Origin of the sequence: Halorubrum sp. Ib24 (genome assembly GCF_002252745.1) — an archaeon.
In the GTDB taxonomy this organism is placed as follows: Archaea; Halobacteriota; Halobacteria; order Halobacteriales; family Haloferacaceae; genus Halorubrum.
The window spans coordinates 37,332-61,197 of record NZ_NHOX01000032.1; the positions used below are offsets into that span (position 1 = coordinate 37,332).

19 protein-coding genes are annotated in these 23,866 nt (G+C 68.2%); 11 read left to right on the plus strand and 8 right to left on the minus strand.

Annotation, left to right across the window (positions count from 1 at the left end):
* Positions 1-91: 91 nt before the first annotated feature.
* Positions 92-862, plus strand: a complete 771-nt coding sequence (locus DJ82_RS08405) for an IclR family transcriptional regulator (protein ID WP_094522095.1) — start codon at positions 92-94, stop codon at positions 860-862.
* Between the two features lie 386 nt (positions 863-1,248).
* On the opposite strand, the gene ddh is transcribed toward DJ82_RS08405, so the two are convergent.
* Positions 1,249-2,187: a D-2-hydroxyacid dehydrogenase gene (gene ddh / locus DJ82_RS08410; protein WP_094581554.1), complete on the minus strand. Its 939-nt coding sequence runs from the start codon at positions 2,185-2,187 to the stop codon at positions 1,249-1,251.
* A 168-nt stretch (positions 2,188-2,355) separates the two neighbouring features.
* On the opposite strand from ddh, the gene DJ82_RS08415 reads away from it, so the two are divergent.
* From DJ82_RS08415 to DJ82_RS08425, 3 genes are all read left to right on the plus strand, one after another.
* Positions 2,356-3,963, plus strand: a complete 1,608-nt coding sequence (locus DJ82_RS08415; RefSeq protein ID WP_094581555.1) for a thiamine pyrophosphate-requiring protein — start codon at positions 2,356-2,358, stop codon at positions 3,961-3,963.
* 279 nt (positions 3,964-4,242) lie between these two features.
* Positions 4,243-6,501 (plus strand): NADP-dependent malic enzyme, encoded by a 2,259-nt coding sequence (locus DJ82_RS08420; RefSeq protein ID WP_094558715.1) that lies wholly within the window; start codon positions 4,243-4,245, stop codon positions 6,499-6,501.
* Positions 6,502-6,648: 147 nt separating this feature from the next.
* A complete protein-coding gene (locus tag DJ82_RS08425; RefSeq protein WP_094522099.1) occupies positions 6,649-9,612 on the plus strand; it encodes an FAD-binding and (Fe-S)-binding domain-containing protein in 2,964 nt (987 codons plus the stop codon).
* 489 nt (positions 9,613-10,101) lie between these two features.
* On the opposite strand, the gene DJ82_RS08430 is transcribed toward DJ82_RS08425, so the two are convergent.
* Complete coding sequence (locus DJ82_RS08430) at positions 10,102-11,373, minus strand: CaiB/BaiF CoA-transferase family protein (protein WP_094581556.1); 1,272 nt, start codon at positions 11,371-11,373, stop codon at positions 10,102-10,104.
* Positions 11,370-12,152, minus strand: coding sequence for an enoyl-CoA hydratase/isomerase family protein (locus DJ82_RS08435; protein ID WP_094581557.1), 783 nt, complete (start codon positions 12,150-12,152; stop codon positions 11,370-11,372). The genes DJ82_RS08430 and DJ82_RS08435 overlap by 4 nt, the downstream gene beginning before the upstream one ends.
* Positions 12,153-12,308: 156 nt before the next feature.
* Here DJ82_RS08435 and DJ82_RS08440 point away from each other — a divergent pair, with 156 nt between their 5' ends.
* Positions 12,309-13,364, plus strand: a complete 1,056-nt coding sequence (locus DJ82_RS08440; protein WP_094581558.1) for an isocitrate/isopropylmalate dehydrogenase family protein — start codon at positions 12,309-12,311, stop codon at positions 13,362-13,364.
* A 14-nt stretch (positions 13,365-13,378) separates the two neighbouring features.
* On the opposite strand, the gene DJ82_RS08445 is transcribed toward DJ82_RS08440, so the two are convergent.
* Entirely contained in the window at positions 13,379-13,810 is a 432-nt protein-coding gene (locus tag DJ82_RS08445; protein ID WP_094581559.1) for a universal stress protein, read from the minus strand.
* Positions 13,811-14,102: 292 nt separating this feature from the next.
* On the opposite strand from DJ82_RS08445, the gene DJ82_RS08450 reads away from it, so the two are divergent.
* The 5 genes from DJ82_RS08450 (at position 14,103) to DJ82_RS08470 (ending at position 19,270) form a co-directional block, all read left to right on the plus strand.
* Entirely contained in the window at positions 14,103-15,236 is a 1,134-nt protein-coding gene (locus DJ82_RS08450; protein ID WP_094581560.1) for a tripartite tricarboxylate transporter substrate binding protein, read from the plus strand.
* Positions 15,237-15,389: 153 nt separating this feature from the next.
* On the plus strand, positions 15,390-15,971 hold the full coding sequence (locus tag DJ82_RS08455) for a hypothetical protein (RefSeq protein WP_198948046.1): 582 nt from the start codon (positions 15,390-15,392) through the stop codon (positions 15,969-15,971).
* Positions 15,972-17,471, plus strand: coding sequence for a tripartite tricarboxylate transporter permease (locus DJ82_RS08460; RefSeq protein ID WP_094581561.1), 1,500 nt, complete (start codon positions 15,972-15,974; stop codon positions 17,469-17,471).
* A gap of 270 nt (positions 17,472-17,741) precedes the next feature.
* Complete coding sequence (locus tag DJ82_RS08465) at positions 17,742-18,947, plus strand: thiolase family protein (RefSeq protein ID WP_275093923.1); 1,206 nt, start codon at positions 17,742-17,744, stop codon at positions 18,945-18,947.
* The gene (locus DJ82_RS08470) at positions 18,944-19,270 is read left to right on the plus strand and encodes a Zn-ribbon domain-containing OB-fold protein (protein ID WP_094581563.1); all 327 of its coding nucleotides are present in this window, start codon (positions 18,944-18,946) and stop codon (positions 19,268-19,270) included. Before DJ82_RS08465 ends, DJ82_RS08470 begins: the two co-directional genes overlap by 4 nt.
* Before the next feature lie 77 nt (positions 19,271-19,347).
* Here DJ82_RS08470 and DJ82_RS08475 read toward each other — a convergent pair whose 3' ends face one another.
* A complete protein-coding gene (locus DJ82_RS08475) occupies positions 19,348-19,785 on the minus strand; it encodes a cupin domain-containing protein (RefSeq protein ID WP_241881476.1) in 438 nt (145 codons plus the stop codon).
* On the minus strand, positions 19,785-20,174 hold the full coding sequence (locus DJ82_RS08480) for a VOC family protein (protein WP_094581564.1): 390 nt from the start codon (positions 20,172-20,174) through the stop codon (positions 19,785-19,787). Before DJ82_RS08480 ends, DJ82_RS08475 begins: the two co-directional genes overlap by 1 nt.
* A 125-nt stretch (positions 20,175-20,299) precedes the next feature.
* Here DJ82_RS08480 and DJ82_RS08485 point away from each other — a divergent pair, with 125 nt between their 5' ends.
* Positions 20,300-21,283, plus strand: a complete 984-nt coding sequence (locus tag DJ82_RS08485) for an NADPH:quinone reductase (protein ID WP_094522111.1) — start codon at positions 20,300-20,302, stop codon at positions 21,281-21,283.
* A gap of 15 nt (positions 21,284-21,298) precedes the next feature.
* On the opposite strand, the gene DJ82_RS08490 is transcribed toward DJ82_RS08485, so the two are convergent.
* Positions 21,299-22,555: a CaiB/BaiF CoA-transferase family protein gene (locus DJ82_RS08490; RefSeq protein WP_094522112.1), complete on the minus strand. Its 1,257-nt coding sequence runs from the start codon at positions 22,553-22,555 to the stop codon at positions 21,299-21,301.
* Between the two features lie 62 nt (positions 22,556-22,617).
* Entirely contained in the window at positions 22,618-23,820 is a 1,203-nt protein-coding gene (locus DJ82_RS08495) for an MFS transporter (RefSeq protein WP_094581565.1), read from the minus strand.
* Between the last annotated feature and the right edge of the window lie 46 nt (positions 23,821-23,866).

The following is a 23,866-nucleotide window of genomic DNA, read 5'->3' on the forward strand; positions in this document are numbered from 1 at the left end:
GGAAGTCTCGGTTCGGAACACACTCTCCCCGACACAGCCACCTCGACGGCCGCCCCATAATTCTTATTACCCGCCTTCGGTGAGGTAGCGCATGGAGAGGCCAAAAACGGAGTCGGTACGGGCGACGGGGACCTCCATGCGTGTACTGACGGCCATCGCAGACCGGGATGAGGGAGTCTCTATCGCGGAGTTGGTCGAGAGCCTGGACCTGGCCAAGAGCACGGTGTACAAGCACCTGATCACGCTGGAGGAGCACGGGCTCGTCGTCAAGCGCGAGGACGGCTACCGGCTCGGTCTCCGCTGCCTGGAGTTCGGCGGGATCGCCCGGCAGTACGACGGCGTCTACGACGTCGCGAAGCCGGAGGTGCGCAAGCTGGCCGAGGAGACGGGCGAACTGGCGAACCTGCTGTTCGAGGAGCGGGGGCTCGGCATCTACGTCTACACCGCTCGCGGCCGGCAGGCGATCGACTTCGACGTCCACCTGGGACGCCGCGTCTACCTCCACACGACGGCGCTCGGCAAGGCCCTGCTCGCGAGCCTCTCCGACGAGCGAGTCGACGAGATCGTCGACCGGCACGGGCTGCCGGCTCGGACCGACGAGACGATCACGACCCGGGACGCGCTGTTCGAGGAGCTCGACCGGATCCGCGAGGAGGGGTTCGCGTACAACGAAGAGGAGCGACTGGGCGGGCTCGGATGCGTGGGCACGCCGATCGAGACGGGGGAGCGTCGAAACGCCGCGATCAGCATCATGACGCCGATCAGCCGCCTGAAGCCCGAGGAGCAGCGGCGCGCGTACACCGAGAGCCTCAACCGGACGGCGAACGTGATCGAGGTCAACCTCACCCACGGACGGTCGTGAACACACGCGAATTACAATTACACCACCAGTCGACATCATTACAATCGTAGTAATGTAATGAAACGGGTGAATGAGCCGAATTCGGCAGCGGAGCCGCTCGCCGGCCGAACGAATGACACGACTCGCAGTTCGAATATAGGAAACCGATTTTCTTCTCGACGGTGGGTGATTCGACCCGGATCTGGATCGGATTCGGTCGTATTGGCTCTCGGTGACTGACCGAAACAGGCGATATTTCGGTCAAAGCCGACGGAACGTCCGAAATGGCTCGAAAAAACACCAGTAGCAAGACAACGTCGTAATGTACGATATTCCGAAAACTCGATAATCAGTCGTTCGGAATGACGAAACATCTCGGCTGCGGATCGGCAGCGGGCCGAGAAGGGTTACGCGACGCGGTTCCGCAGCGATTCGGCCGCCTGATAGCGCTCGACGTTCTCCGTCACGAGCTCGGCGATGTCGAGGTGGTACCGGTTGGTCGCTGACCCCTTGTGCGGCGAGATGATCACGTCCTCGAAGCCCCAGAGCGGGGAGTCGTCTGGGAGCGGCTCGGTCTCGAACACGTCCAGCCCCGCGCCGTCGATCGCGTCACTCTCGAGCGCGTCGACGAGCGCGGTCTCGTCGACTAACGGGCCTCGGGCGACGTTGATCAGGTACGCGTCGTCGCGCATCGCCTCGAACTCCGCCTCCCCGATGAGCCCGTCGGTCTCGGGGGTGTGCGGCAGCGCGAGCGCGACGAAGCGCGCGTCGTCGATGGCGTCGTGGAGGTCCGACGGGTCGAATATCTCCGACACGCCCGGGACCGGCTCGTCGGACCGTCTGATCCCGATCACGTCCATCCCGAGCGCGTCGGCGCGCTCGGCGATCCCCCGGCCGATCGTTCCGAGACCGACGACGCAGAGCCGCTCGTTCTCCACGGTGAACGGCCGCTCGTACGCCGGCGTGTACCACTGCCGCTCATTCTGGTGGTCGCGGTACACGTGGTGGAGGCGCGCGAGCGACAGCATGTAGCCGAGCGCGACCTCGCTGACGGTGGTGTCGTGAATGCCGGTGCTGTTGGTGAGCGGGACGCCCGCCGCCTCGTAGGCCGCGGTGTCGAACTCGTCGTAGCCGGCGCGGATACAGTGGACCCACCCCGCGTCGAGGAACTCCGGTCGGGGGACGTAGGTGGCGACGGCGTCGGTCTCGTCGTAGCTCTCGCCGTCGCCGACCAGTCCGACGTCGAGGTCGAGGTCGTCGAACGCCTTAACGAAGGCCTCGGGCGGAATGACGTTCTCGACGGAGTCGTGAACGGACAGGGTATCGAGTTGCGCTCGGTCTGACATACGCGGACCGTCGTCACAGCGGCGTATCAGTCCTTCGGGAGCCGGCAAGATTAGGGACGCGGCCGCGACGGCTCGGACCGCAGCGACGCTCGAAGCGACGAAACCGGCCTCGACAGGTACCTTTATTTAACCCCGGACCGGAGCCAGAAGTATACGATCAAATAAAAGATGAACGTTACAGAAGCCATCGCGAAAGCACTGAAAGAGGAGGGTGTAGAGTATCTGTTCGGATTCCCGAGTAACCCGCTGTTCGACACGGGCGCCGCCGAAGACGCCGGTCTCCGGACGATCATCACTCGTCAGGAGCGGACGGCGGTCCACATGGCGGACGCTATCGGCCGGCTCACGTCCGGCGACGAGGTCGTCGCCGGCGCCTGCCAGCACGGTCCGGGGACGGAGAACTCCATCGGCGCCGTCGCGCAGGCGTACGGCGAGTCGTCGCCGCTGGTGGCGATCCCGGCCGGCTACGATCGCGCCAAGACGGACGTCGATCCGAAGTTCAACTCCCTGGTGAGCTACCAGAGCGTGAGCAAGACGTGCGAGCAGCTCTCGGACCCGGACGCGGTCGGGGAGACGTTCCGCCGGGCGTTCACCGCGGCGCGCAACGGCCGCCCCCGCCCCGCGGTCGTCGAGGTGCCGAAGGACGTCTTCTGGGAGGAGATCGGCGACTTCGAGTACGAGCCGTCGAGCGCCAACCGCGCGGGCGTGGACCCCGACGCGGTCCCGGCGGTCGCGGACGCCCTCGTCGACGCGGAGAACCCGGTCATCTTCGCCGGACAGGGCGTTCACTACGCCAAGGGATGGGACGAGCTGAAGGAGCTCGCCGAAACGCTCGAAGCGCCGGTCGCCACGAGCCTGAACGGGAAGAGCGCCTTCCCCGAGAGCCACCCGCTCTCGCTCGGCGCCGGGAGCAAGAGCGAGCCCGGACAGCTCGCGCACTTCCTCGACGAGTGCGACGTCCTCTTCGGCGTCGGCTGCAGCTTCACCGAGACCGCCTACGGGATCACGGTCCCCGAGGGCAAGACGGTGATCCACTCGACGCTCGATCCCACCGACATCGACAAAGACGTCGGCTCGGAGATGGCGCTCGTCGGCGACGCGCAGCTCGTCCTCGACGCGGTGACCGACGCCGTGGCGGAGCGCGTCGACGACGACCGCGGCCGCTTCGACGACGTGGCCGAGGAGATCGCGGCGGTCAAGGCCGACTGGCTCGACGAGTGGGAGCCGAAGCTCACGTCCGACGAGACCCCGATCAACCCCTACCGCGTGATCCACGAGATCACGAACGTCGTCGACCCCGACGAGACGGTCATCACGGCCGACGCCGGGAACCCGCGGGACTTCCTCGCGCCGTTCTACGAGACGGACGAGCCACTCTCGTACATCGGCTGGGGGAAGACGACGCAGTTGGGCTACGGGCTCGGGCTCGCGATCGGCGCGAAGGTCCGCTTCCCCGAGAAGCTCTGTCTCAACATCATGGGCGACGGCGCCATCGGAATGACCGGACTCGACTTCGAGACGGCGGTCCGCGAGGACGCCCCGATCCTCACCGTCCACCTGAACAACTACGAGATGGCGTCGTACGACACGCCGTTCGGCGGCGACTTCGCCGACGTCGGCGAGGCCCTCGGCGGCTACGGGGAGCGCGTCGAGGACCCCGAGGAGGTCGCGCCCGCGCTCGAACGCGCCATCGAGAAGACGGAGGAGGGCACGCCGGCCCTCTTAGAGATAATCACCGCCAAGGAGACGGAGCTCTCTCGGCCCGACCTGGAGTGAGGCCCGGGAGAGCTCGGCGGTCGACGGCGCCCGCGGCCCGGTAGTCCGAGGTCGGCCCGGTCGGTGGACCGCGTTCGAGATGCTCGGACGGGCCGACCGGGCGGCGGGGCGTTTCGCGGAGCGCGGCGAGGCGCCGCGTGGCCTCCTCGTCGACCGATCCCGTATGCTCGTATTTCGATCCGCGCTCGACGGTCCGCCGCGCCGGCGCGAGGGGCCGCGCATCGCGAGACGGGACGGTGACGCCCATAAGTATTTATGCGATTCGCGTAATCGATCGGTATGACGCTAGAAGACGACTCATTGGAGTATCACCGGGCCGACCCGCCCGGGAAGATCGAGATCGCGACGACGAAGCCGACGAACACCCAGCGAGACCTCTCGCTGGCCTACTCGCCCGGCGTGGCGGGGCCGTGCCGCGAGATCGCAGACGACCCCGAGAAGGCGTACGACTACACGGCGAAGGGGAACCTCGTCGGGGTCGTCTCGAACGGCTCGGCCGTGCTCGGTCTCGGCGATATCGGCGCCACGGCGTCGAAGCCGGTCATGGAGGGGAAGGGAGTGCTGTTCAAGCGGTTCGCGGACGTCGACGTCTTCGACGTCGAGCTCGACATCGCGGACGTCGACCCCTTCTGCGAGGCCGTCGCGGCGATGGAGCCGACGTTCGGCGGGATCAACCTCGAAGACATCAAAGCGCCGGAGTGCTTCGAGATCGAGGACCGGCTCCAGGACGAGATGGACATCCCGGTGTTCCACGACGACCAACACGGCACCGCCATCATCAACGGCTCCGGCCTGATCAACGCCGCCGACATCGTCGACAAGGACCTCGGCGACGTGAAGGTCGTGTTCTCGGGGGCCGGCGCGTCGGCGCTCGCGACCGCGCACTTCTACGTCTCGCTCGGGGTCGAGCGGGACAACATCACGCTCTGTGACTCGACGGGCATCATCACGGAGGCGCGGGCCGAAGCGGGCGACGTCAACGAGTACAAGCGTGAGTTCGCCCGGGACGTCCCGGACGGCGACCTCGCCGACGCGATGGAGGGCGCGGACGTGCTGGTCGGCCTCTCGGCCGGCGGGATCGTCTCGCCGGAGATGGTGCGGTCGATGGCCGATGATCCGATCATCTTCGCGATGGCGAACCCGACCCCGGAGATCGGCTACGAGGAGGGGAAGAACGCCCGCGACGACACGGTGGTCATGGCGACGGGCCGGTCCGACTACCCGAACCAGGTGAACAACGTGCTCGGCTTCCCGTTCATCTTCCGCGGCGCGCTCGACGTCCGGGCCTCGGAGATCAACGAGGAGATGAAGGTCGCCTGCGCGGAGGCGCTGGCGGAGCTGGCGCGGCAGGACGTCCCCGACGCGGTGCTGAAGGCGTACGGCGACGAGCCGCTCCAGTTCGGGCCGGAGTACATCCTCCCGAAGCCGGTCGACCCGCGCGTGCTGTTCGAGGTCGCGCCGGCGGTCGCGGAGGCGGCCATGGAGTCCGGCGCCGCGCGCGACGAGGTCGACCTCGAAGCGTACCGCGACGACTTGGAGGCGCGCGTCGGGAAGTCGCGCGAGATGATGCGGATCGTCGTCAACAAGGCGAAACAGGACCCCAAGCGCATCGCGCTCGCCGAGGGTGAAGACGAGAAGATGATCCGCGCGGCGTACCAGCTCTCCGAGCAGGGGATCGCCGAGCCCGTCCTGCTCGGCGACGCCGACGCCATCGCCGGGACCGTCGGCGACCTCGGCCTCGACTTCGAGGCGACCGTCGTCGACCCGACCACCGGGGAGTACGACGAGTACGCGGACCGCCTCCACGAGCTCCGCAAGCGGAAGGGCATCACCCGCAGCGAGGCGGGCGACCTGATCCGCAACAACACCGACTACCTCGGCAGCGTGATGGTCGACCAGGGCGACGCCGACGCCATGCTGACGGGGCTGACCCACCACTACCCCTCGGCGCTCCGGCCGCCGCTGCAGGTCATCGGGACCGCCGACGACGCCGAGTACGTCTCCGGCGTCTACATGCTGACGATCGGGAACCGGGTCGTGTTCTTCGCCGACGTCACGGTCAACCGGGAGACCGACGCCGACGTGCTCGCCGAGACGACGCGCCACACCGCGGACCTGGCGCGGCAGTTCAACGTCGACCCGCGGGCGGCGCTGCTGTCGTACTCCAACTTCGGGAGCGTCGACGCGGACACGACCGAGGCGCCGCGGGAGGCGGCCGCCATGCTCCGCGACGACCCGGCGGTCGACTTCCCGGTCGACGGTGAGATGCAGGCCGACACGGCGCTCGTCGAGGAGATGCTCACCGACACCTACGAGTTCTCCGAGCTCGACGAGGCCGCAAACGTCCTCGTCTTCCCGAACCTGGAGTCGGGGAACATCGGCTACAAGCTGCTCCAGCGGCTGGGCGACGCGGACGCCATCGGCCCGATGCTCGTCGGCATGGACGAGCCGGTCCACGTGCTCCAGCGGGGCGACGAGGTCAAAGACATCGTCAACCTCGCGAGCGTCGCCGTCGTCGACGCCCAGCAGCGCGAGTAACCGCCGCGACGGGACCGCGTCCGGGCGGTTCGAACCCCCGACGCGTTCCGCGCGACTCGGAGCGACGACTCGCGTCCTCCCGGCAGTCGTACCGTGTTGACGCGTAACATTCATGCCTACGCCACTCTGAGGACAGTCAATTAACCGATGGGATCGAAGAACACAACACCGGATCCGTCCACCGACCCGCGGGCGAATTACGATTACCAGAGCGAGACCGAGCACGACTCGTCGCTCGTCGCCGACCTCGACGCGCTCGTCGACGGCGACGTGCGCTTCGACGAGTACTCCAAGCAGATGTACGCGACCGACGCCAGCGCGTACGAGGTGACGCCGATCGGGGTCGTCTACCCGACCTCGACCGCGGACGTCGCCGCCGTGATGGAGTACTGCGCCGCGGAGGAGATCCCCGCGCTCCCCCGCGGCGGCGGGACGAGCCTCGCCGGCCAGTCGGTGAACGAGGCGATCGTCTTGGACTTCACGCGGTACATGACCGACGTGGTCGACGTCGACCCCGAGGGCGAACGGGCCCGGGCCCGGACGGGGATCACCCTCGGCGAGCTGAACCGCACCCTCGAGCCGCACGGCCTGAAGTTCGCCCCCGACCCGTCGACGGCGGACCGGAGCGCGCTCGGCGGCGCCATCGGGAACAACACGACCGGGGCGCACTCCCTGAAGTACGGGAAGACGGACGCCTACGTGGAGGAGGTCGAGGCGGTGCTGGCCGACGGGAGCGTCGAGACGTTCGGCGAGGTCTCGGTCGCGGAGCTCCGCGGGGCGGCCGACCCCGACGGAACGACCCTCGAACGCATCTACGCGGAGATCGTCCGAATCATCGACGAGGAGGCCGACGAGGTCGACGAGCGGTACCCCGATCTCAAGCGGAACGTGTCGGGGTACAACCTCGACGTGCTGATCGAGGAGGCCGAATCGGGGACCGTCAACCTCGCGCGCCTGCTGGTCGGGAGCGAGGGGACCCTCGCGATCGTCACCGAGGCCGAAGTGAGCTTGGAGCCGATTCCGGAGACGAAGGGGGTCGCGCTGCTCACGTACCACGACCTGCTCGACGCGATGGAGGACGTCGGCCCGATCCTCGAACACGACGCGGCGGCGGTCGAAGTGCTCGACGGCGTCCTCGTCGACCTGGCGCGCGAACTCGAGGAGTTCAAGGACGTCATCGGCCTGTTGCCCGACGAGACCGACTCGTTCCTGCTGATCGAGTTCTACGCCGACGACGAGGAGTCGGCCAAGAGGCAGGTCGACGACCTCATCGAAGACCGCGTCGGCGACTTGGCGTTCGACGGGATGGCGGCGTACGACGAGGAGACCCAGAAGAAGTTCTGGAAGATGCGCAAGGCGTCGACGCCGATCCTGCTGTCGCGGACGGGCGACGAGAAGCACATCGCGTTCATCGAGGACCTCGCGATTCCGCCGGAGCACCTGCCGGAGTACACCAAGGAGTTCAAGGAGATCTTCGAGGACCACGACACGTTCGGGAGCTTCTACGCGCACGCCGGCCCGGGTTGCATGCACGTCCGGCCGCTCATCAACACGAAGAACGCCGAGGGGACCGAGACGATGGTGTCCATCTCCGACGCCGCCACGGACCTCGCGGTGAAGTACGGCGGGTCGGTCTCCGGCGAGCACGGCGACGGGCGCGCCCGGACCCAGTGGAACCGGAAGCTGTACGGCGATCGCCTCTGGCACGTCTTTCAGGACCTGAAAACGGCGTTCGACCCCGACTGGCTGCTCAACCCCGGGAGCGTCTGCGGCGACCACGACATGAGCGAGAACCTCCGGTTCGGGGAGGAGTACGAGTTCGACGCCGGCTTCGAGCCGGCCCTGGAGTGGGAGAACGAGAACGGGTTCCAAGGAATGGCCGAACTCTGTCACGGCTGTGGCGGGTGTCGCACCAGTCAGGAGGGCGCGGGCGGCGTGATGTGTCCGACCTACCGGGCGTCACAGGAGGAGATCACCAGCACTCGCGGTCGCGCGAACCTGCTCCGGCAGGCGATGAGCGGGGACCTCTCCGAGGACGAGCAGTTCGACACGGAGTTCATGCGCGAGGTGCTCGACCTCTGCGTCGGCTGTAAGGGGTGTTCGATCGACTGTCCCAGCGAGGTCGACATGGCGAAGATGAAGGTGGAGGTGGAACACGCCCACCACGAGGAACACGGGGCGGACCTCCGGTCGAAGCTGTTCGCGAACGTCGACGCGCTCTCGAAGCTCGGGAGCGCGACGGCGCCCCTGTCGAACCTCGGCACCAAGGTCCCCGGCGCGCGCGTCGTCATGGAGAAGACGCTCGGGATCGCCCGAGAGCGCTCGCTCCCGACGTTCCACCGCGAGACGTTCGTGGACTGGTGGGCTGACCGCGGCGGGTCGACGGTGAGCGAGTCGACCGCGGACCGGCGCGTCGTGCTGGTGCCCGACACGGTCACGAACTACAACAACCCGAAGGCCGGGAAGGCCGCGGTCAGGGTGCTCGAAGCGGCGGGCGTCCACGTCTCCGTCGCCGAGGAGATCACCGACAGCGGCCGCCCCGCGCACTCGAAGGGGCTCCTCGGGAAGGCCCGCGAGACGGCCGAAGCCAACGTCGCGACGCTGGCGGCGCACGTCGACGACGGGCGCGACGTCGTCGTGGTCGAGCCGTCCGACGCCGTCATGCTGCAGTCCGACTACCTCGACCTGTTGTCGTCCGACGCCGCGGCACAGGTCGCCGAGCACGCCTACGGCGTGTTGGAGTACCTCGACACCCGCCGGCTCGACGAGGCGCTCGACGCCGACGGCGGCGCGGAGCGGCTCACCTACCACGGCCACTGCCACCAGAAGTCGGTGAAGAAGGACCACCACGCGGTCGGCGTCCTCCGGCGGACGGGGTTCCGGGTCGACCCGCTCGACACCTCCTGCTGCGGGATGGCCGGGACGTTCGGCTACGAGTCGGAGCATTACTCGATGAGCCAGGCCATCGGCTCCATGCTGTTCGACCGGATCGACGACAGCGACGGCGACTCCGTCGTCGCCCCCGGGGCCTCCTGCCGGACGCAGATCGGCGACGAGTACGACGAGAAGCCGCCGCACCCGATCGAGAAGATCGCCGACGCGCTGGCGTAGGGCGTCTCGGCTCGCGGACGTCGTTCGGTAGTTAAATAGGGACGAGCGCGGCGACGGTGTTTATCAATGATTGCGACGGTGCAGTGGCGCGTGCCGGTGAGCGGCCGACAGGCCGTGAACCGCACGCGCGAGGGAGTCGCGAACGGAGTGAGCGACGAGGCTGGGGAGGCGTGAGGTGCTGTGCGGAGCGGTTGGGTGGGACTCAAAGGGGCAGCCGTGAGGGGCGCGGAGGCGTTCACGAGAGCTCCGCTCTCGTGGGCCAATCAGAACGCTTCGCGTTCTGATGACGATGCAAGCACCGCAGGGAGCGAACAGAGTGAGCGACCGAGGAGCGCAGCGAGCGTGCGCGCCCCTCACGGCTGGGGCTTTGGAGGTGTTCACCGGGTCGTCAGCGACCTATGCGCGATCGGCTACGTCTTTGGAGTGGTTCACCGTCGATCCGAAGTCAACCGTTTATAAACAAACGCGACGAGAAACCGTTTTTCCGTATCAGTCGCCGAACGCGCCGCCCTCGCGCCACTCGTCGAGCGTCGTCCGGTCCCCGGCGACGTCGGCGAACACGGACTCCGTGTGCTCGCCCAGACGCGGCGCGGGCGACCGGATAATGTCGTCGTGCTCGGGGAAGTTGATCGGGTGGCCCGGGAGCAGGCACTCGCCCCAGTCGGGGTCGTCGTGTTCGACGACGAGGTCGCGCGCCCGCGTCTGGTCGTAGTGGACGACGTCCTCAACGTCGTTTATCGGGCCGCAGGGGAAGCCGTAGTCGATGAGGCGGTCGAGCCAGTACTCCGTCGACTCCGTCGCAAACTCCGCCTCGATGATCCCGACGACGGCGTCGGCGTGCTCGAACCGGTCGTCGTTCGTCGGGTACTCCGCCAGCTCGTCGCGGCCGACCAGCTCAACGAAGTCGTCCCACCGGTCGTCGCTCGGGACGCCGGTGACGAGGGCGCCGTCGGCGGTCTCGAACCGCTGGTAGGGGACGAGCGTCTGGTGGGAGGTGCCCTGCGGCCCCGGCACCGACCCGTCCATCGAGTACGACGTGAGGTACTCGTTCAGCAGCGTCACGATGGAGTCGAAGAGGCCGACGTCGAACTTGCCGTTGAACGAGTCGGCGGCGGAATCGGCCTCCCCGCCCTCCGCGCCGCCGGCGCCCTCGCCCTCCGCGCCGCCGGCGCCCTCGCCCTCCGCGCCGCCCGCGTTCCCGCGCTCGTAGAGCCGAGCGAGGATCCCGACCGCGGTGAACATCCCGGTCGTGAGGTCGCCGATGGCCTGCCCGATCTTCACTGGCTCGCCGCCTTCGGGACCGGTGACGCTCATGATCCCGCCCTCCGCCTGCAGGATGAGGTCGAGGCCGGCCTGCTCCTTCCGCGGGCCGGTCTCGCCGTACCCCTTGATGCTGGCGTAGACGATCTCCGGGTTCACTTCCTTGGCGGCCTCGTGGCCGACGCCGAGCTTGTCCGTGACGCCGTAGCCGAAGTTCTCGATGAACACGTCGGCCGCCTCCAGCAGCGACAGCGCCGCCTCGGTGCCGGCGTCGGACTTGAGATCGAGCGTGACGGAGCGCTTGTTCCGGTTGTTCGCCATGAAGTAGCCGGACTTGCCGTCGGGGCCGACGCCCTGACTGCGGGCGGGGTCGCCGACGCCGGGGCGCTCGATCTTCACGACGTCGGCGCCCATGTCGGCGAGGAGCGCGCCGCAGAACGGGCCCGCGCGGTGGCCGGTCATCTCCACGACGGTGAGGTCGGCGAGCGGTCCCCCGGTCATGCGTCGTTGAACTCGTCGACGAGCCGTTCCCGTTCGTCGGTCGCGAACTGGTCCCACCAGACCTCGGACTCGAACGCGCGGTTCTCCTCGGCGCTCTGCGCGTCGACCGCGTTGTTGAACGCGCGCTTGGAGTTCTTCACCGCGGACCGACCCGTGGCCTGGATCGCGTCGACGATGTCACCGACCGTCTCGTCGAGCTCCTCGCGCGGGACGGCGTGGTTGACGAGCCCGATCCGCTCGGCCTCGTCGGCCTCGATCATCCCGGCGGTGTAGACGAGCTCCTTCGCTTTCGCCTCGCCGACCAGCTCGATGGCGCGCCACGTCGAGTTGCCCGTCGGGATCTGGCCGATGTCGGTCACGGGGACGCCGAACTTCGCGTCGTCGACGGCGATCCGCATGTCGCAGTACATCGCGAAGATGAGGCCGCCGCCCACGCAGTACCCGTTGACCTTCGCGATGACGGGCGCGTGGCACTCGAACGGTTTGCGGTACATCTCGTAAAACAGCTCCTGGCGGTCCTTCTGTCTCGGGTCGTGCTCCTCGGCGGAGCCCGCGTACTGCGAGATGTCCGCGCCGGCGGAGAACGCGTCGTCGCCCTCGCCCGTGATCACGACCACGTCGACGGACCGGTCGAGCTGGATCTCGTCGAACGCTCGGAGCAGGTCCAGCATGACCGTGTCGTTGAGCGCGTTGTACACCTCGGGCCGGTGGAACTCGATCGTCGCCACGCCGTCTGTGACGTCGAGCGAGATACTCTCGTAGGCAGTCTCGCTTACCATGACTCAACCTCCCATCGGGGAGTGAAAAGCGTTGTGAGTGGGGTAATCGCGGGCGATGAGCCGCACCGTTCGCGAGGAGCGATCCGGCCTCGAATCGGGCGGGCAAGGGGTGCCACGGCCCAAAGAGTTTAGATTGTGTGAGCGAATTCCGGAACCATGTCATACGAGATAGCGACGATACCAGGTGACGGTATCGGTCCGGAGGTCGTCGACGAAACGCTCCCGCTCCTTCACGAGGCGGCGTCCCGCCACGGCGTCGACGTCGCGTTCACCGAGTACGACTGGGGGACGGAGCGGTACATGGAGACGGGCGAGATGATGCCGGACGACGCGCTCGATCGGATCGTCGACGCGGACTCGATCCTCCTCGGCGCGGTCGGCCATCCGGAGGTCCCGGACCACATCACGCTGCACGGGCTCCTGTTACCGATCCGGAAGGGGTTCAACCAGCAGGTGTGCAAGCGCCCGTCGATCCTCTTCGACGGCGTCGAGAGCCCGCTCCGCGGGTACGAGGGCGGCGACATCGACTTCGTCGTGTACCGCGAGAACACGGAGGGGGAGTACTCGGACGCCGGCGGCCGCGTCCACGAGGGGTTCGACCACGAGGTGGCGATCCAGAGCGCGGTCCACACGCGCGAGGGGACGGAGACCATCGTTCGGGCGGCGTTCGAGGCGGCGACAGAGCGCGAGGGACACCTGACGAGCATCACGAAGTCCAACGCGCAGGCGTTCAGCATGACGTTCTGGGACGACGTCGTCGAGGACGTCGCGACCGAGTACCCCGACGTCGAGGTCGAGTCGCTGCTCATCGACGCCGGGAGCATGGACCTCGTCCGCAGGCCGGAGGAGTTCGACGTGTTGGTCGCCTCCAACCTGTTCGGCGACATCCTCACCGACATCGGCGCCATCGTCAGCGGCAGCATGGGGCTCGCGCCGTCCGGGAACATCAACGTCGACGACGACTACCCGTCGATGTTCGAGCCCGTCCACGGGAGCGCCCCCGACATCGTCGGGCAGGGCGTCGCGAATCCGATGGCGACCGTGCTCTCGGCCGCGATGCTCTTCGAGGACCTCGGCGAGGCGGCGGTCTCCGACGCCCTCTGGAGCGCGGTTCGGGAAGTGCTCGCCGACGAGGACGCCCCGTCGACGCCGGACCTCGGCGGGTCGGCGTCGACGGGCGAGGTCGTGGCGGCGATCGAAGAGCGACTCTGATCAGTCGGCTCTGATCAGTCGGTTCGGATCGAGACGACCGGGGTCTCGGAGTTGAGCATCAGGGACTGAACGACGCTCCCGAACAGCGCCTTCCCGACCGGCGACCGCTTCCGACCGGCGATGACGAGGTACCTGGCGTCGTTGGAGTCGGCGTAGTTGCTGATCTCGTCGGCCGGCTCGCCGAGGAGCCCCACCGGCTCCGCGTCGTCGACGCCCGCCTCGTCGATCGCCTCCTGCGCGAACTCCTCGGCGATCTCGAGGACGTCGTCCCTCGGGATCGACTTCCCGGTGTCGGTCACGCTGGTCCGTTCGAGCCCGACGAACTCCGAGCGGGACAGGACGTGGACGACGTGGACGGGCTCGTCGAACGCCTCGCCGAGCTCGTTCGCTTCTTCGACGATACCCGGCGCTCTCTCCGACCGATCGACGGCTGCAACGATTACCATACTGACCGTATTCCGCCCCGGAATATAAAAGGTTCCTCCCGGTGGGTCGACTCGCGTCACGGGGCCGCGGCGCGCGAACCGGCGCGAACGACGATCGACGACCGAACTGGCTCTCGCCGGTCGACCGGGGCGCACACCGCCTTTGTATACCAAGTTCGACAGCTGACAACGGGAATTTTAATAGAAACATTTATGATATTGCCACCGAATGGCATGCATGGATACGGCGAAAGCCGAACCCCCGAAAGCGGATCCGGGCGAGAAAACCAGCTGAGCCGACCAACGTGACAAGATGACAGAAGAAACACCAACCGACTCGGTCGAATCGACCTCGAACACGAAGCGGCGACGCTTCCTGCAGGCGATCGGCGCAACCTCCGCCATTTCGCTCGCCGGCTGTTCCGGCAACGGCGGCGACGGCGGCGACGGCGGCGACGGCAGCGACGGAAGCGACGGAAGCGACGGAAGCGACGGCAGTGACGGAAGCGACGGCGGCGACGGATGGTCCCCCGAAGGGACGGTCCGGTACATCGTCCCGTACGACGAGGGCGGCGGAACCGACACGTACGCACGCGGGATTCAGCCGGGACTCCGAGAGGCGGTCGGCGAGTCGCTGCAGATCGACAACATCCCGGGCGCCGGGGGTCTGAACGGACTCGGAGAGCTGTACCGCTCGGAGCCCGACGGACAGACCATCGCGGGCAACGCCGGACCGCTCGAAGTCGCGCCGCAGCTGATCAACGAGCCGGACTTCGACATCCGCGACCTCACCGGCCTCGGCGTGGTCGGGCAGTCGACGTGGTGTCTCGTCGTCAACGAGGAGTACCAGGACGAGGTCGAGACGTTCGACGACGTCCTCGCGAAGTACGAGAGCGGCGAGTGGGAGAACATCGGCGTCCAGTCGTCCGGGAGCTCCCAGGACATCATCGTTCTGCTGTACAAGTACGCGTACGAAGACGAGGTCGGCTGGAACTGGCAGAACCGCGTGCAGTACACCGGGACGGGTCCCGTGACGCAGGCGGTCGCCAGCGGCGAGGTCCCGTGCGGTATCGGGACCGACGCCGGGACCCAGTCCGTCGTCGACACGGGCCGCGTCTACCCCGTCGTGACGTTCTTCGGGTCCGGCACCCAGGTCTACCCGGACATCGATTCGGTCACCGACCTCGGCTACCCGGAGATCGACTTCGTCGGCGGCGTCTGGCGCGGCATGTACGGCCCGCCGGAGATGGACCAGGAGATCGCCGACTTCTACGCCGAAGCGCTGGAAGAGACCGTCAACAGCGAGCCCGTGCAGGAGTGGAGCAACGAAACGGGGAACCCGGTCGTGTACGAGGGCCCGGAGGTCGCCGAGCAGAACTTCGCGGACGCCTTCACGCAGTACGAGGAGCTCGAAATCCTCGAACTCGTCAACGAAAACCAGCCCTGAATCGATCGCGGCGCGACCGGCGCGTCGAACTCAATTTATTTATAGTTGGAGTCCAGCGGATCAGATAATACTGTCATGGTCAATTACTCAAAACGACTTGAAGGAATCACGGCGGAACACGTCTTACTCGTAACGCTGCTCGGGCTGTCCGTAGTGTTCTACGTCGACCCGATAATCAAGGATTACCCGGAGAACGCGACGATCTTTCCGCAGTTGATGGCACAGGTCGTCGGGATCGGATCGTTCCTCCTCCTCATACAGAACTACCTCCCGGGACCGCTCCAGAAGTTCGTCGCCCAGGAAGTGAGTATGACGGAGAGCTTCGAGGAGGGCCAAACCGAAGGTGTCGGCGCCATCGAGGACGCCGAGGAGGACGAGGGCTCCACGGACGTCGCGGACACCGCCGTCGACGAGAGGTATCTCGATACCGACGATGACGACGATACCGAGGGCGTCCGGGCGAAAGACCTCCCGCTCCATCAGAAGTGGGGCATCGACATCAACAACACCGTTATCATGATCGTCTTCTCGAGCATCTACTTCGCGCTCGGGTGGGCGGTCGGGTTCCTCTACGTGACGCCGCTGTTCGTCTTCGCGTACACCACGTGGTTCAGAGTGAGACCGCTCAAGTCGGCGTTCCTCGCCGTGCTCGCGACGGTCATCGTGTACGGGTTCATCGTCTTCCTGCTCATGCCGTTCGATCAGGGAGCGATCGTGTTCACGGAGGGGCTCTGAATGGCGGTCGCAAGTCTGGTCGAGGGGATACAGATCGCGGTCAGCTGGCCGGTCATCGGTTGGATGGCCGCCGGGCTGCTCGCGGGGATCGTCCTGGGAGCGCTGCCGGGGATCGGCTCGCCGGTCGGCATGGCGATCGTCCTCCCGCTCACCGTCCCGCTCGATCCGACGCCCGCGCTCATCCTCCTGATCTCGATTTACAGCGGTGCGATGTTCGGCGGGAGCATCTCCGCGATCCTGTTGAACGCCCCCGGGACCGAGTCGGCGGCCGCGACGACGCTCGACGGCTATCCGATGGCGAAGAAGGGGCTCGCGAAGAACGCGCTCGCGATCGCGACGACGGCCTCCGCGTCTAACGGGTTCATCGCCGCGATCCTGTTAGTCCTCATCTCCCCGATCCTCATCGAGGTCGTCCTCCTGTTCGGATCGGTGGAGTACTTCCTCCTCGCGATCCTCGGGATCTCGCTCATCACGATCGTCGCGGACGGGTCGATCGTGAAGGGGATCGTCGCGGGCGCGTTCGGCTTCATGATCTCGACGATGGGCATCGCCATCATGGCGCCGACGCCGCGCTGCGCGTTCGGCCAGCTCGCGCTGTACGACGGGCTCAACTTCGTCGCCGCCCTGATCGGGATGTTCGCCTTCGCGGAGATGATGAAGCTCGCGGTCCAAAACCAGATCGCTGAGGACGCGGTCGGCATCACGGGCAGCATCACCGAGGGGATCAAGACGGTGTTCAGGTACCCGAAGTCGCTGTTCAAAGGCGGTGTGATCGGCATGCTGATCGGCGCCGTCCCCGGCTCCGGCGCGACGACGTCGACGTTCGTCGCGTACGCCGAGGAGGCGCGCTCCTCGGCCGCCGACGGGATATTCGGCGAGGGCGACCCGCGGGGGATCATCGCCCCCGAGGGAGCGAACAACCCGACCGTCAGCGGGTCGCTAGTTCCGACGCTCTCGTTCGGTATTCCCGGGAGCGGTTCGACGGCGGTGTTCCTCGGCGGCATCCTGATGCACGGGCTCCAGCCCGGTCCGGGGCTGTTCGGCGCGCAGCTTCACATCACGTACGCGCTGTTCGTCTCGGTGTTCCTCGGCAACTTCATCATCCTCGCCGTCGGGTACACGGTCATCCCGTACGCGAGCGCGATCACGAAGCTCGACACGGACGTCATCATCCCGATGGTGATCGTCCTCTCGTTCATCGGCGCGTTCAGCCTCAGGCGGAGCTGGTTCGACGCCTTCGGCGTGCTGGCGCTCGGCATCCTCGGCTACTACATGGTGAAGTACAAGTACTCGGTGATAGCGTTCGTCCTCGGGATCGTGCTGGGGCCGATAGCCGAGGAGAACTTCTTCCGCTCGCTACAGCTATCGGGCGGCGGGTACGGCATCTTCGTGTCGCCGAGCCGGCCGCTCTCGCTCGGGATCTCCATCCTGATCCTCCTGGCGCTGTTCGGGCCGTTCCTCGGACCGTACGTAAAAAGGGCGGTGAATAACCTCAGATAGCGCGTCGCCGGACACCCCGGCACGGCGGATCGCTTCGACACTCGGCCGGGCGTCGCCGAACGCCCGACGACCGACGTACCGCTCGCGGCTCTGTTTTTATAGGTGCTCGATCGGACCACCGATGAGCCAGCGCTCCGTCGGCCGCCGGGTCGTTCGCGTCGAGCGCGCGCTCCGTCGGCCGCCGGATCGTTCGCGTCGGCCGCGTTCGCGTGCAACGAGCGGCGGGAACCGTACCTATAAACCGGTCTAGCGTCTGGGTTCGACCGTACGATGACCGCCCAGAAGCGAGACGCCCGGGCAGCAGACGCATCACTCGTTCGCGGCGATCCGCCGGCGATAACGGGCGCCGGCATGACGGCGTTCGCGACGGCCGACGACCCGTCGCTCCTCGACCTGCTCCTCGTCGCCGCGGAGCGCGCGCTCGACGACGCCGACCGCGACCCCGCCGACGTGGACTCGGTCCACGTGGGGAACATGGCCGCAGAGGCGTTCAACCGCCGGTCCGGGCTGGCGAACGCGCTCGTCGGCGGGCTCGGCATGACCGGCGTCACGGCCCGACGGGTCGAGAACACAAGCGCGAGCGGCGCCAGCGCGTTTCAGAGCGCCGTCGCGGCGGTCGCGAGCGGGCGGAGCGAACGGGCGCTGGCCGTCGGCGGCGAGAAGATGTCCGCCGCGGACACGGCGACGGCCACCGAGATCATCAGTCGGATCACGCACGACCGGGAGTACGAGCAGGGGGTCACCCTGCCGTCGTTCGGCGGCCTGGCGGCGGCCGCCTACCTGCGCGAGACCGACGCGGACCGGCGCGACTTGGCGCGGGTCGCCGTGAAGAATCACGCGAACGCCTACGCGAACGAGTACGCCCAGTTCAACAAGCGGATCGACGTGGCGGACGTGCTCGCGTCGCCGTCCGTCGCGTCGCCGCTGCGCCTCTACGACTGCTGTCCGACCAGCGACGGGGCCGCGGCGGTCGTGGTCGAGGCCGGGCCGGCGGCGACCGACGACCCGGTGACGGTCACCGCCTGCGAGAGCGCCACCGGGACGCACGCGGTCGCCGACCGGACGGACCCGCTGGAGATCGATAGCGTCCGGGTCGCCGGCGAGCGGGCGTACGACGCGGCCGGCTTCGGGGCGGACGCGGTCGACCTCGCCTGCATCCACGACGCGTTCACGATCCTCGAGTGGCTGGAGATGGAGGAGCTGGGGCTCGCGCCCGAGGGGCGGGCGTGGGAGCGCACTCGCGACGGGCTGACGGACCTCGACGGGGAGCTCCCGGTCAACCCCGGCGGCGGGCTGAAGGCCCGCGGGCACCCGCTCGGTGCGACGGGGATCTCGCAGGTGATCGAGCTGGTGTGGCAGCTCCGCGGCGACCTGCCCGACGAGCGGGCGGTCGACGGCGCGTCCCGCGGGCTCGCCGTCAACGTCGCCGGGTTCGGAAACAACGCTGTCTGTACGCTGCTGGAGGGCGACGCGTGACCGAACTGCTGGAGTGCCGCGACTGCGGGCACCGGACCTTCTACGAGAAGCACCGCTGTCCGGAGTGCGGCGGGGCGGAATTCGACGGCGTCGCGGCGGGGTCCGGCGAGCTGCTGTCGGTGACGACCGTGCACGTCACGCCCGACGGGGTCCGGGAGCCGAACGCGCTCGGGCTCGCCGCGTTCCCCGGCGGCGCGAACGTCGTCGCCCAGCTCGACGAGGCGCTCTCGATCGGCGACGACGTGCGGCTGGTCGGGGAGCGGGAGCTCCGGGTCACCGAGGACGGGCCGCTCCGGGGCGTCCGTCTCGCGGCCGTCGAGTGAGCCGGGGTTGAATGAGCCGCCCCCGAGGGGGCCGTCGCCCGGGAGAACCGGCGGAGACCCGCTTAGTCGCCGACCGGCTACACGTCGCCGCCGTCGAGCTCGTCGAGCGTCGCGATCTTGTGGACGGGGTGGCGGCCCTCGGGCGGCCAACCCATCGCGACGAGCCGGACCGGCTCGTCGAACGGGTTGTGGATCAGGTGCGCGCCGTCGCGGCCCGCGTCGAACCGGACGACGTCGTCCGCCGTCGCGTCGAAGCCGCCCTCGTCGACCTCGACCCGGCACGTCCCGTCGGCGACGTACACCACCTCCTGTTGGTCGTCATGGTAGTGGAAGTGATTCTCCGAGAGCCGCTCGCCGGGCTCTAAGACGGCGACGTTGAGATTGAATGCGTCGATCTCCAGTTCCGGGGAAAGCTCCCAGCGCCGTCCGGGCTTGTCCTCGCGTCGACCGATTTCCTCGGGCGTCACGTGTGTCCAACCATCGGTCATGTACCAGTTACTTTGCTCGGAGCGCATTAAGCATTCGCGTCGTACCGGGCCAACTCGACCAGGTTGCCGTCGGGGTCGCGGACGTACATCGACTCCATCGGGCCGCGAGCGCCCACTTTCTTGACGGGGCCGTGGACGACTTCGACGCCGCGGTCGCCGAGCTCACGGCGGAGCGCTTCGAGGGAGTCGTCGACGACGAGACAGAGGTCCCCGCTCCCCGGCGTCGGCCGATCCGCGTGGGGCGAGTACACGGCGTCCGCCGGGTGGAAGTTGATCTTCTGGTCGCCGAACGAGACGGCCCGCCGACCGCCGTCGAACGTCTCGGCCGTGCCGCCGAGTGTCCCCGCGTAGAAGTCGACGGCGCGGTCGACGTCGGCGACGGTCAACACCGCGTGATCGAGCCCGGTGACGTGCATGCGTTCTGTGGGAACGGCGAGCACATAAGCGCTCGGCGGGGCGGAGCGCTCGCCGCGTCGGAGCGCTCGCCGCGGGGCCCGACCGCGGGCACAACACTATACGTCGGTTCGTCGTACGGAGCCGTATGCGTGCCGTCAGATTCCACGACCACGGAGACGAGAGCGTACTGACCGTAGAGACCGTCGACCGGCCCGATCCCGGCCCGGGGGAGGCGCTCGTGCGGATCGAGGCGGCGAGCGTGAACCCGATCGACGAGTACGTGCGCGAGGGGAGCGTGAGCCCACCGTCCGGCCTCCCGCACGTCGGCGGGTCCGACCTCGCCGGGGTCGTCGAGGCGGTCGGCGACGGCGTGACCGCGTTCGAGCCGGGCGATCGCGTGTTCGCGACCGGCCTCGGCCTGTTCTCGCCCGGGACGTACGCGGAGTACACCGCGGCGCCGGTCGACCAGCTCGCGCCGCTGCCCGAGTCGGTCCCGTTCCGGGAGGGGGCGGCGGCCGCGATGGCGTTCGCGACCGCCTGGCGCGCGCTCGTGACCCGCGGCGACCTCCGACTGGGCGACGTCGCGCTGGTCCACGGCGCGTCCGGCGGCGTGGGCCACGCGGCGGTGCAGGTCGCCGCGGCGGCGGGCGCGACCGTCGTCGGCACCGCCCGCGACGGCGAGCCAGCCGCGTTCGCGCGGGAACTCGGCGCCGACGCGGTCGTCGACTACCGGAGCGAGCGCCTCGCCGACGACGTCGCGGCGGCGGCCGAGGGGCGCGAGGTCGACGTGGTGTTCGAGCCGCGGGCGGACGCGCACCTCGCGGCGAACCTGGCGTGCCTGACGCGCGGCGGCCGGATCGTCGTCATCGGGGAGGACGGGCCGATCGCCGTCGACGGCGGGACGTCGATGGCGGCGAAGCAGGCGGACGCGGACCTCCGGTTCATGTCGATCGTGGCCTCCGCGGGCGATCAGGCGGCGATCCTCGAACGGGTCGGCGAGCGCCTCGCCGACGGGACGTTCACCGCGGCGGTCGACTCCGTGTTCGGGCTCGATTCGGTGCCCGAGGCGCTGGCCGAGCTGCGCTCCTCCGGGACGCTCGGAAAGGTCGTCCTCGACACGTCTCGCTGATCGCCGGCGCGCCGGTCAGGGCTCCGGGATCGCGCCCGCCTCGATCAGCTCGTCGATGCGGGCGTCGTCGTAGCCGGCCGCTTTCAGCACGCGCACCGTGTCCTCGCCGAGCAGCGGCGGCGCCTTCTCGAACCCCGAGTCGGCCCGGTCGTAGTTGAGCGGGTGTTCGATGACGGGGATCTCCCCCGCCGCGGGGTGGTCGATCGAGCCGACGGCGCCGCGGGCGCGCACCTGCTCGTTATCCAGCGCCTCGTCGACGTCGAACACCGGCCCCACGGGGAGCCCGCGCTCGTCGGCGAGCAGGTCGACCCACTCGTCGGTCGTCTTGGTTCGGAGGACCTCCGAGAGCTCCGCTTCGAGCGCGTCCATGTTGTTCACCCGCGCCGAGTTCGTGGCGAAGCGCTCGTCCGTCGAGAGGTCCTCGCGGCCGATCGCCGCGCAGAACTCCTCCCAGAGCTTCTGGTTCCCGCAGGCGACGTTGAGGTGACCGTCGGCCGTCGGGTACATCTGGTACGGCGCGAGCACCGGGTCCTTCGTCCCCATCCGCGAGGTCTCCTCGCCGACGAAGCTCTTGCCGGCCTGCTTCGTGAGCCACGGGAGCGCCGCGTCGAGCATCCCGAGCTCGACGCGCTCGCCCTCCCCGGTCCGCTCGCGGTTGTACAGCGAGGTGACGATCCCGAACGCGGACCACATCGCCGTGATGAGGTCCGTCTGCGGGAGCCCGACCTTCGCCGGCGGGGCGTCGGGGTAGCCCGTGACGCTCATCATGCCGCTCATCCCCTGCACGAGCAGGTCGTACCCCGGTCGGTCGCTCCACGGGCCCGTCTCGCCGAACGCCGAGATCGAGCAGTAGATCAGCTCGTCGTTCCGCTCCCGGAGCGTCCCGTAGTCGACGCCGAGCCGCTCGGCGGTGCCCGGTCGGAAGTTCTCGACGACGACGTCGGCCTCGGCCACGACGTCGTACAGCGCCGTCAGCCCCTCCTCGGTCTTCAGGTTCAGTTCGATGCTCTGCTTGCCGTAGTTCACCGTCCAGAAGTACGGCGACTCGCCCTCCTCGGACGCCGGCTTCCCGGGGCCCTCGTACCCCTCGACGTCGACGAACGGCGGCCCGGAGTACCGGCTGTCGTCGCCGACGCCCGGCCGCTCGACCTTGATCACTTCGGCTCCCTGGTTCGCTAACATCAATGTGGCGAAGCCGCCGGTGACGAACGTCGTCAGGTCGATCACGACGATCTCCTCTAAGAGTCGCTGTCGCTTCTCGTCTGCGCTCATACCTACCACTCCGACGACGAGGTCATAAAGGTTGGGAGATTTCGGGGGTGCCCGGCGGACGGCTACAGCCGCATCAATAACAGTACCGCGGCGCCGCCGAGCCCGGCGATCCCCGCGAGGAGCAAGAACAGCACGGAGCTCGTCGCGTGCGTGAGCACGAACCCCGCGAGCGACGCGCCGAGGGCCCCGACGCCGAACATCGCGAGATACGTGAACCCGTACGAGAGCCCCTGCACGGCTTCGCCGGCGTTCTCGGCGACGACGACCTGATAGATCGGCGCCGTGCCGTACACGAAGAAACCGATCAGGAGGCAGACCCCGACGAGCGCGACGGTCCCGAGTCCCCGGACGAACGGGAAGGCCGCGGCGAGGCCGGCGAGGACCGCGAAGAAGCCGAAGAACGCGGTGGTGCTGGAGACGCGGTCGGTCAGCCGCCCGCCCACGTACTGGCCGCCGATGCCGACGGTCAGGAGGCCGGTGTACACGTACTGGGCCGGCTGGACGGTCTGGTCGAACAGCTCGAAGGGGCGCAGCGCCGGGGACTCGGCGAGGACGTCCGGGAGGAACGTCAGCAGGCCGCGGTAGTACGTGCCGTACAGCAGCACCGCGACGAGCGCGACCGTGAAGGCGGTCGCGAACAGGGTGCGGGAGTCCCGAGCGGTCTTCCGGAGCTCCTGGGCGATCGAGCCCGTCTCGCCGGCGTCCTCGCCCCCGCCGAGTTCGAACTCGATCCGCGTGCCGGCCAGCCCGACGAGCAGGGCGACGGCCGACAGCGCGCCGGCCGCGAGCCGCCAGTCGGCGAACATGAGGAGCAGCGCCGTGAGGAGCGGGCCGAACGCCGTCCCGACGTTGCCGCCCACGCCGTGATACGCGAACACCGTGCCGCGGGCGTCCGCGGTGCGGCTGATGAGCGAGAGCCCGGCGGGGTGGTAGACGCTCGCGAAACAGCCCCACAGGAGGACGGCGACGGCGAGCGAGACCACGCCGCGCGCGAGGGCCACGATCCCGAACCCGATCCCCATCCCGACGATGGAGGCCAAGATCAGCCGCCGCGAGCTGAACTGGTCGGAGAGGACGCCGCTCACCGGCGCGCCGAGCCCGATGAACGCGTATCCGGCGCCGATGACGGTGCCGATGACGGCCGCCGAGACGTCGAATTCGGCCATCCAGAGCCCGACGAAGAGCGGTATGGAGAGTTCGTACGTGTGAAACATCCCGTGGGCGAGAGAGGTAAATCGCACGAGAGCCCGGTCGTTCGCGTTCATTGGGTTGACGAGCGCCGAGAGACGTAATAAACTCTCGGGGCCCGGC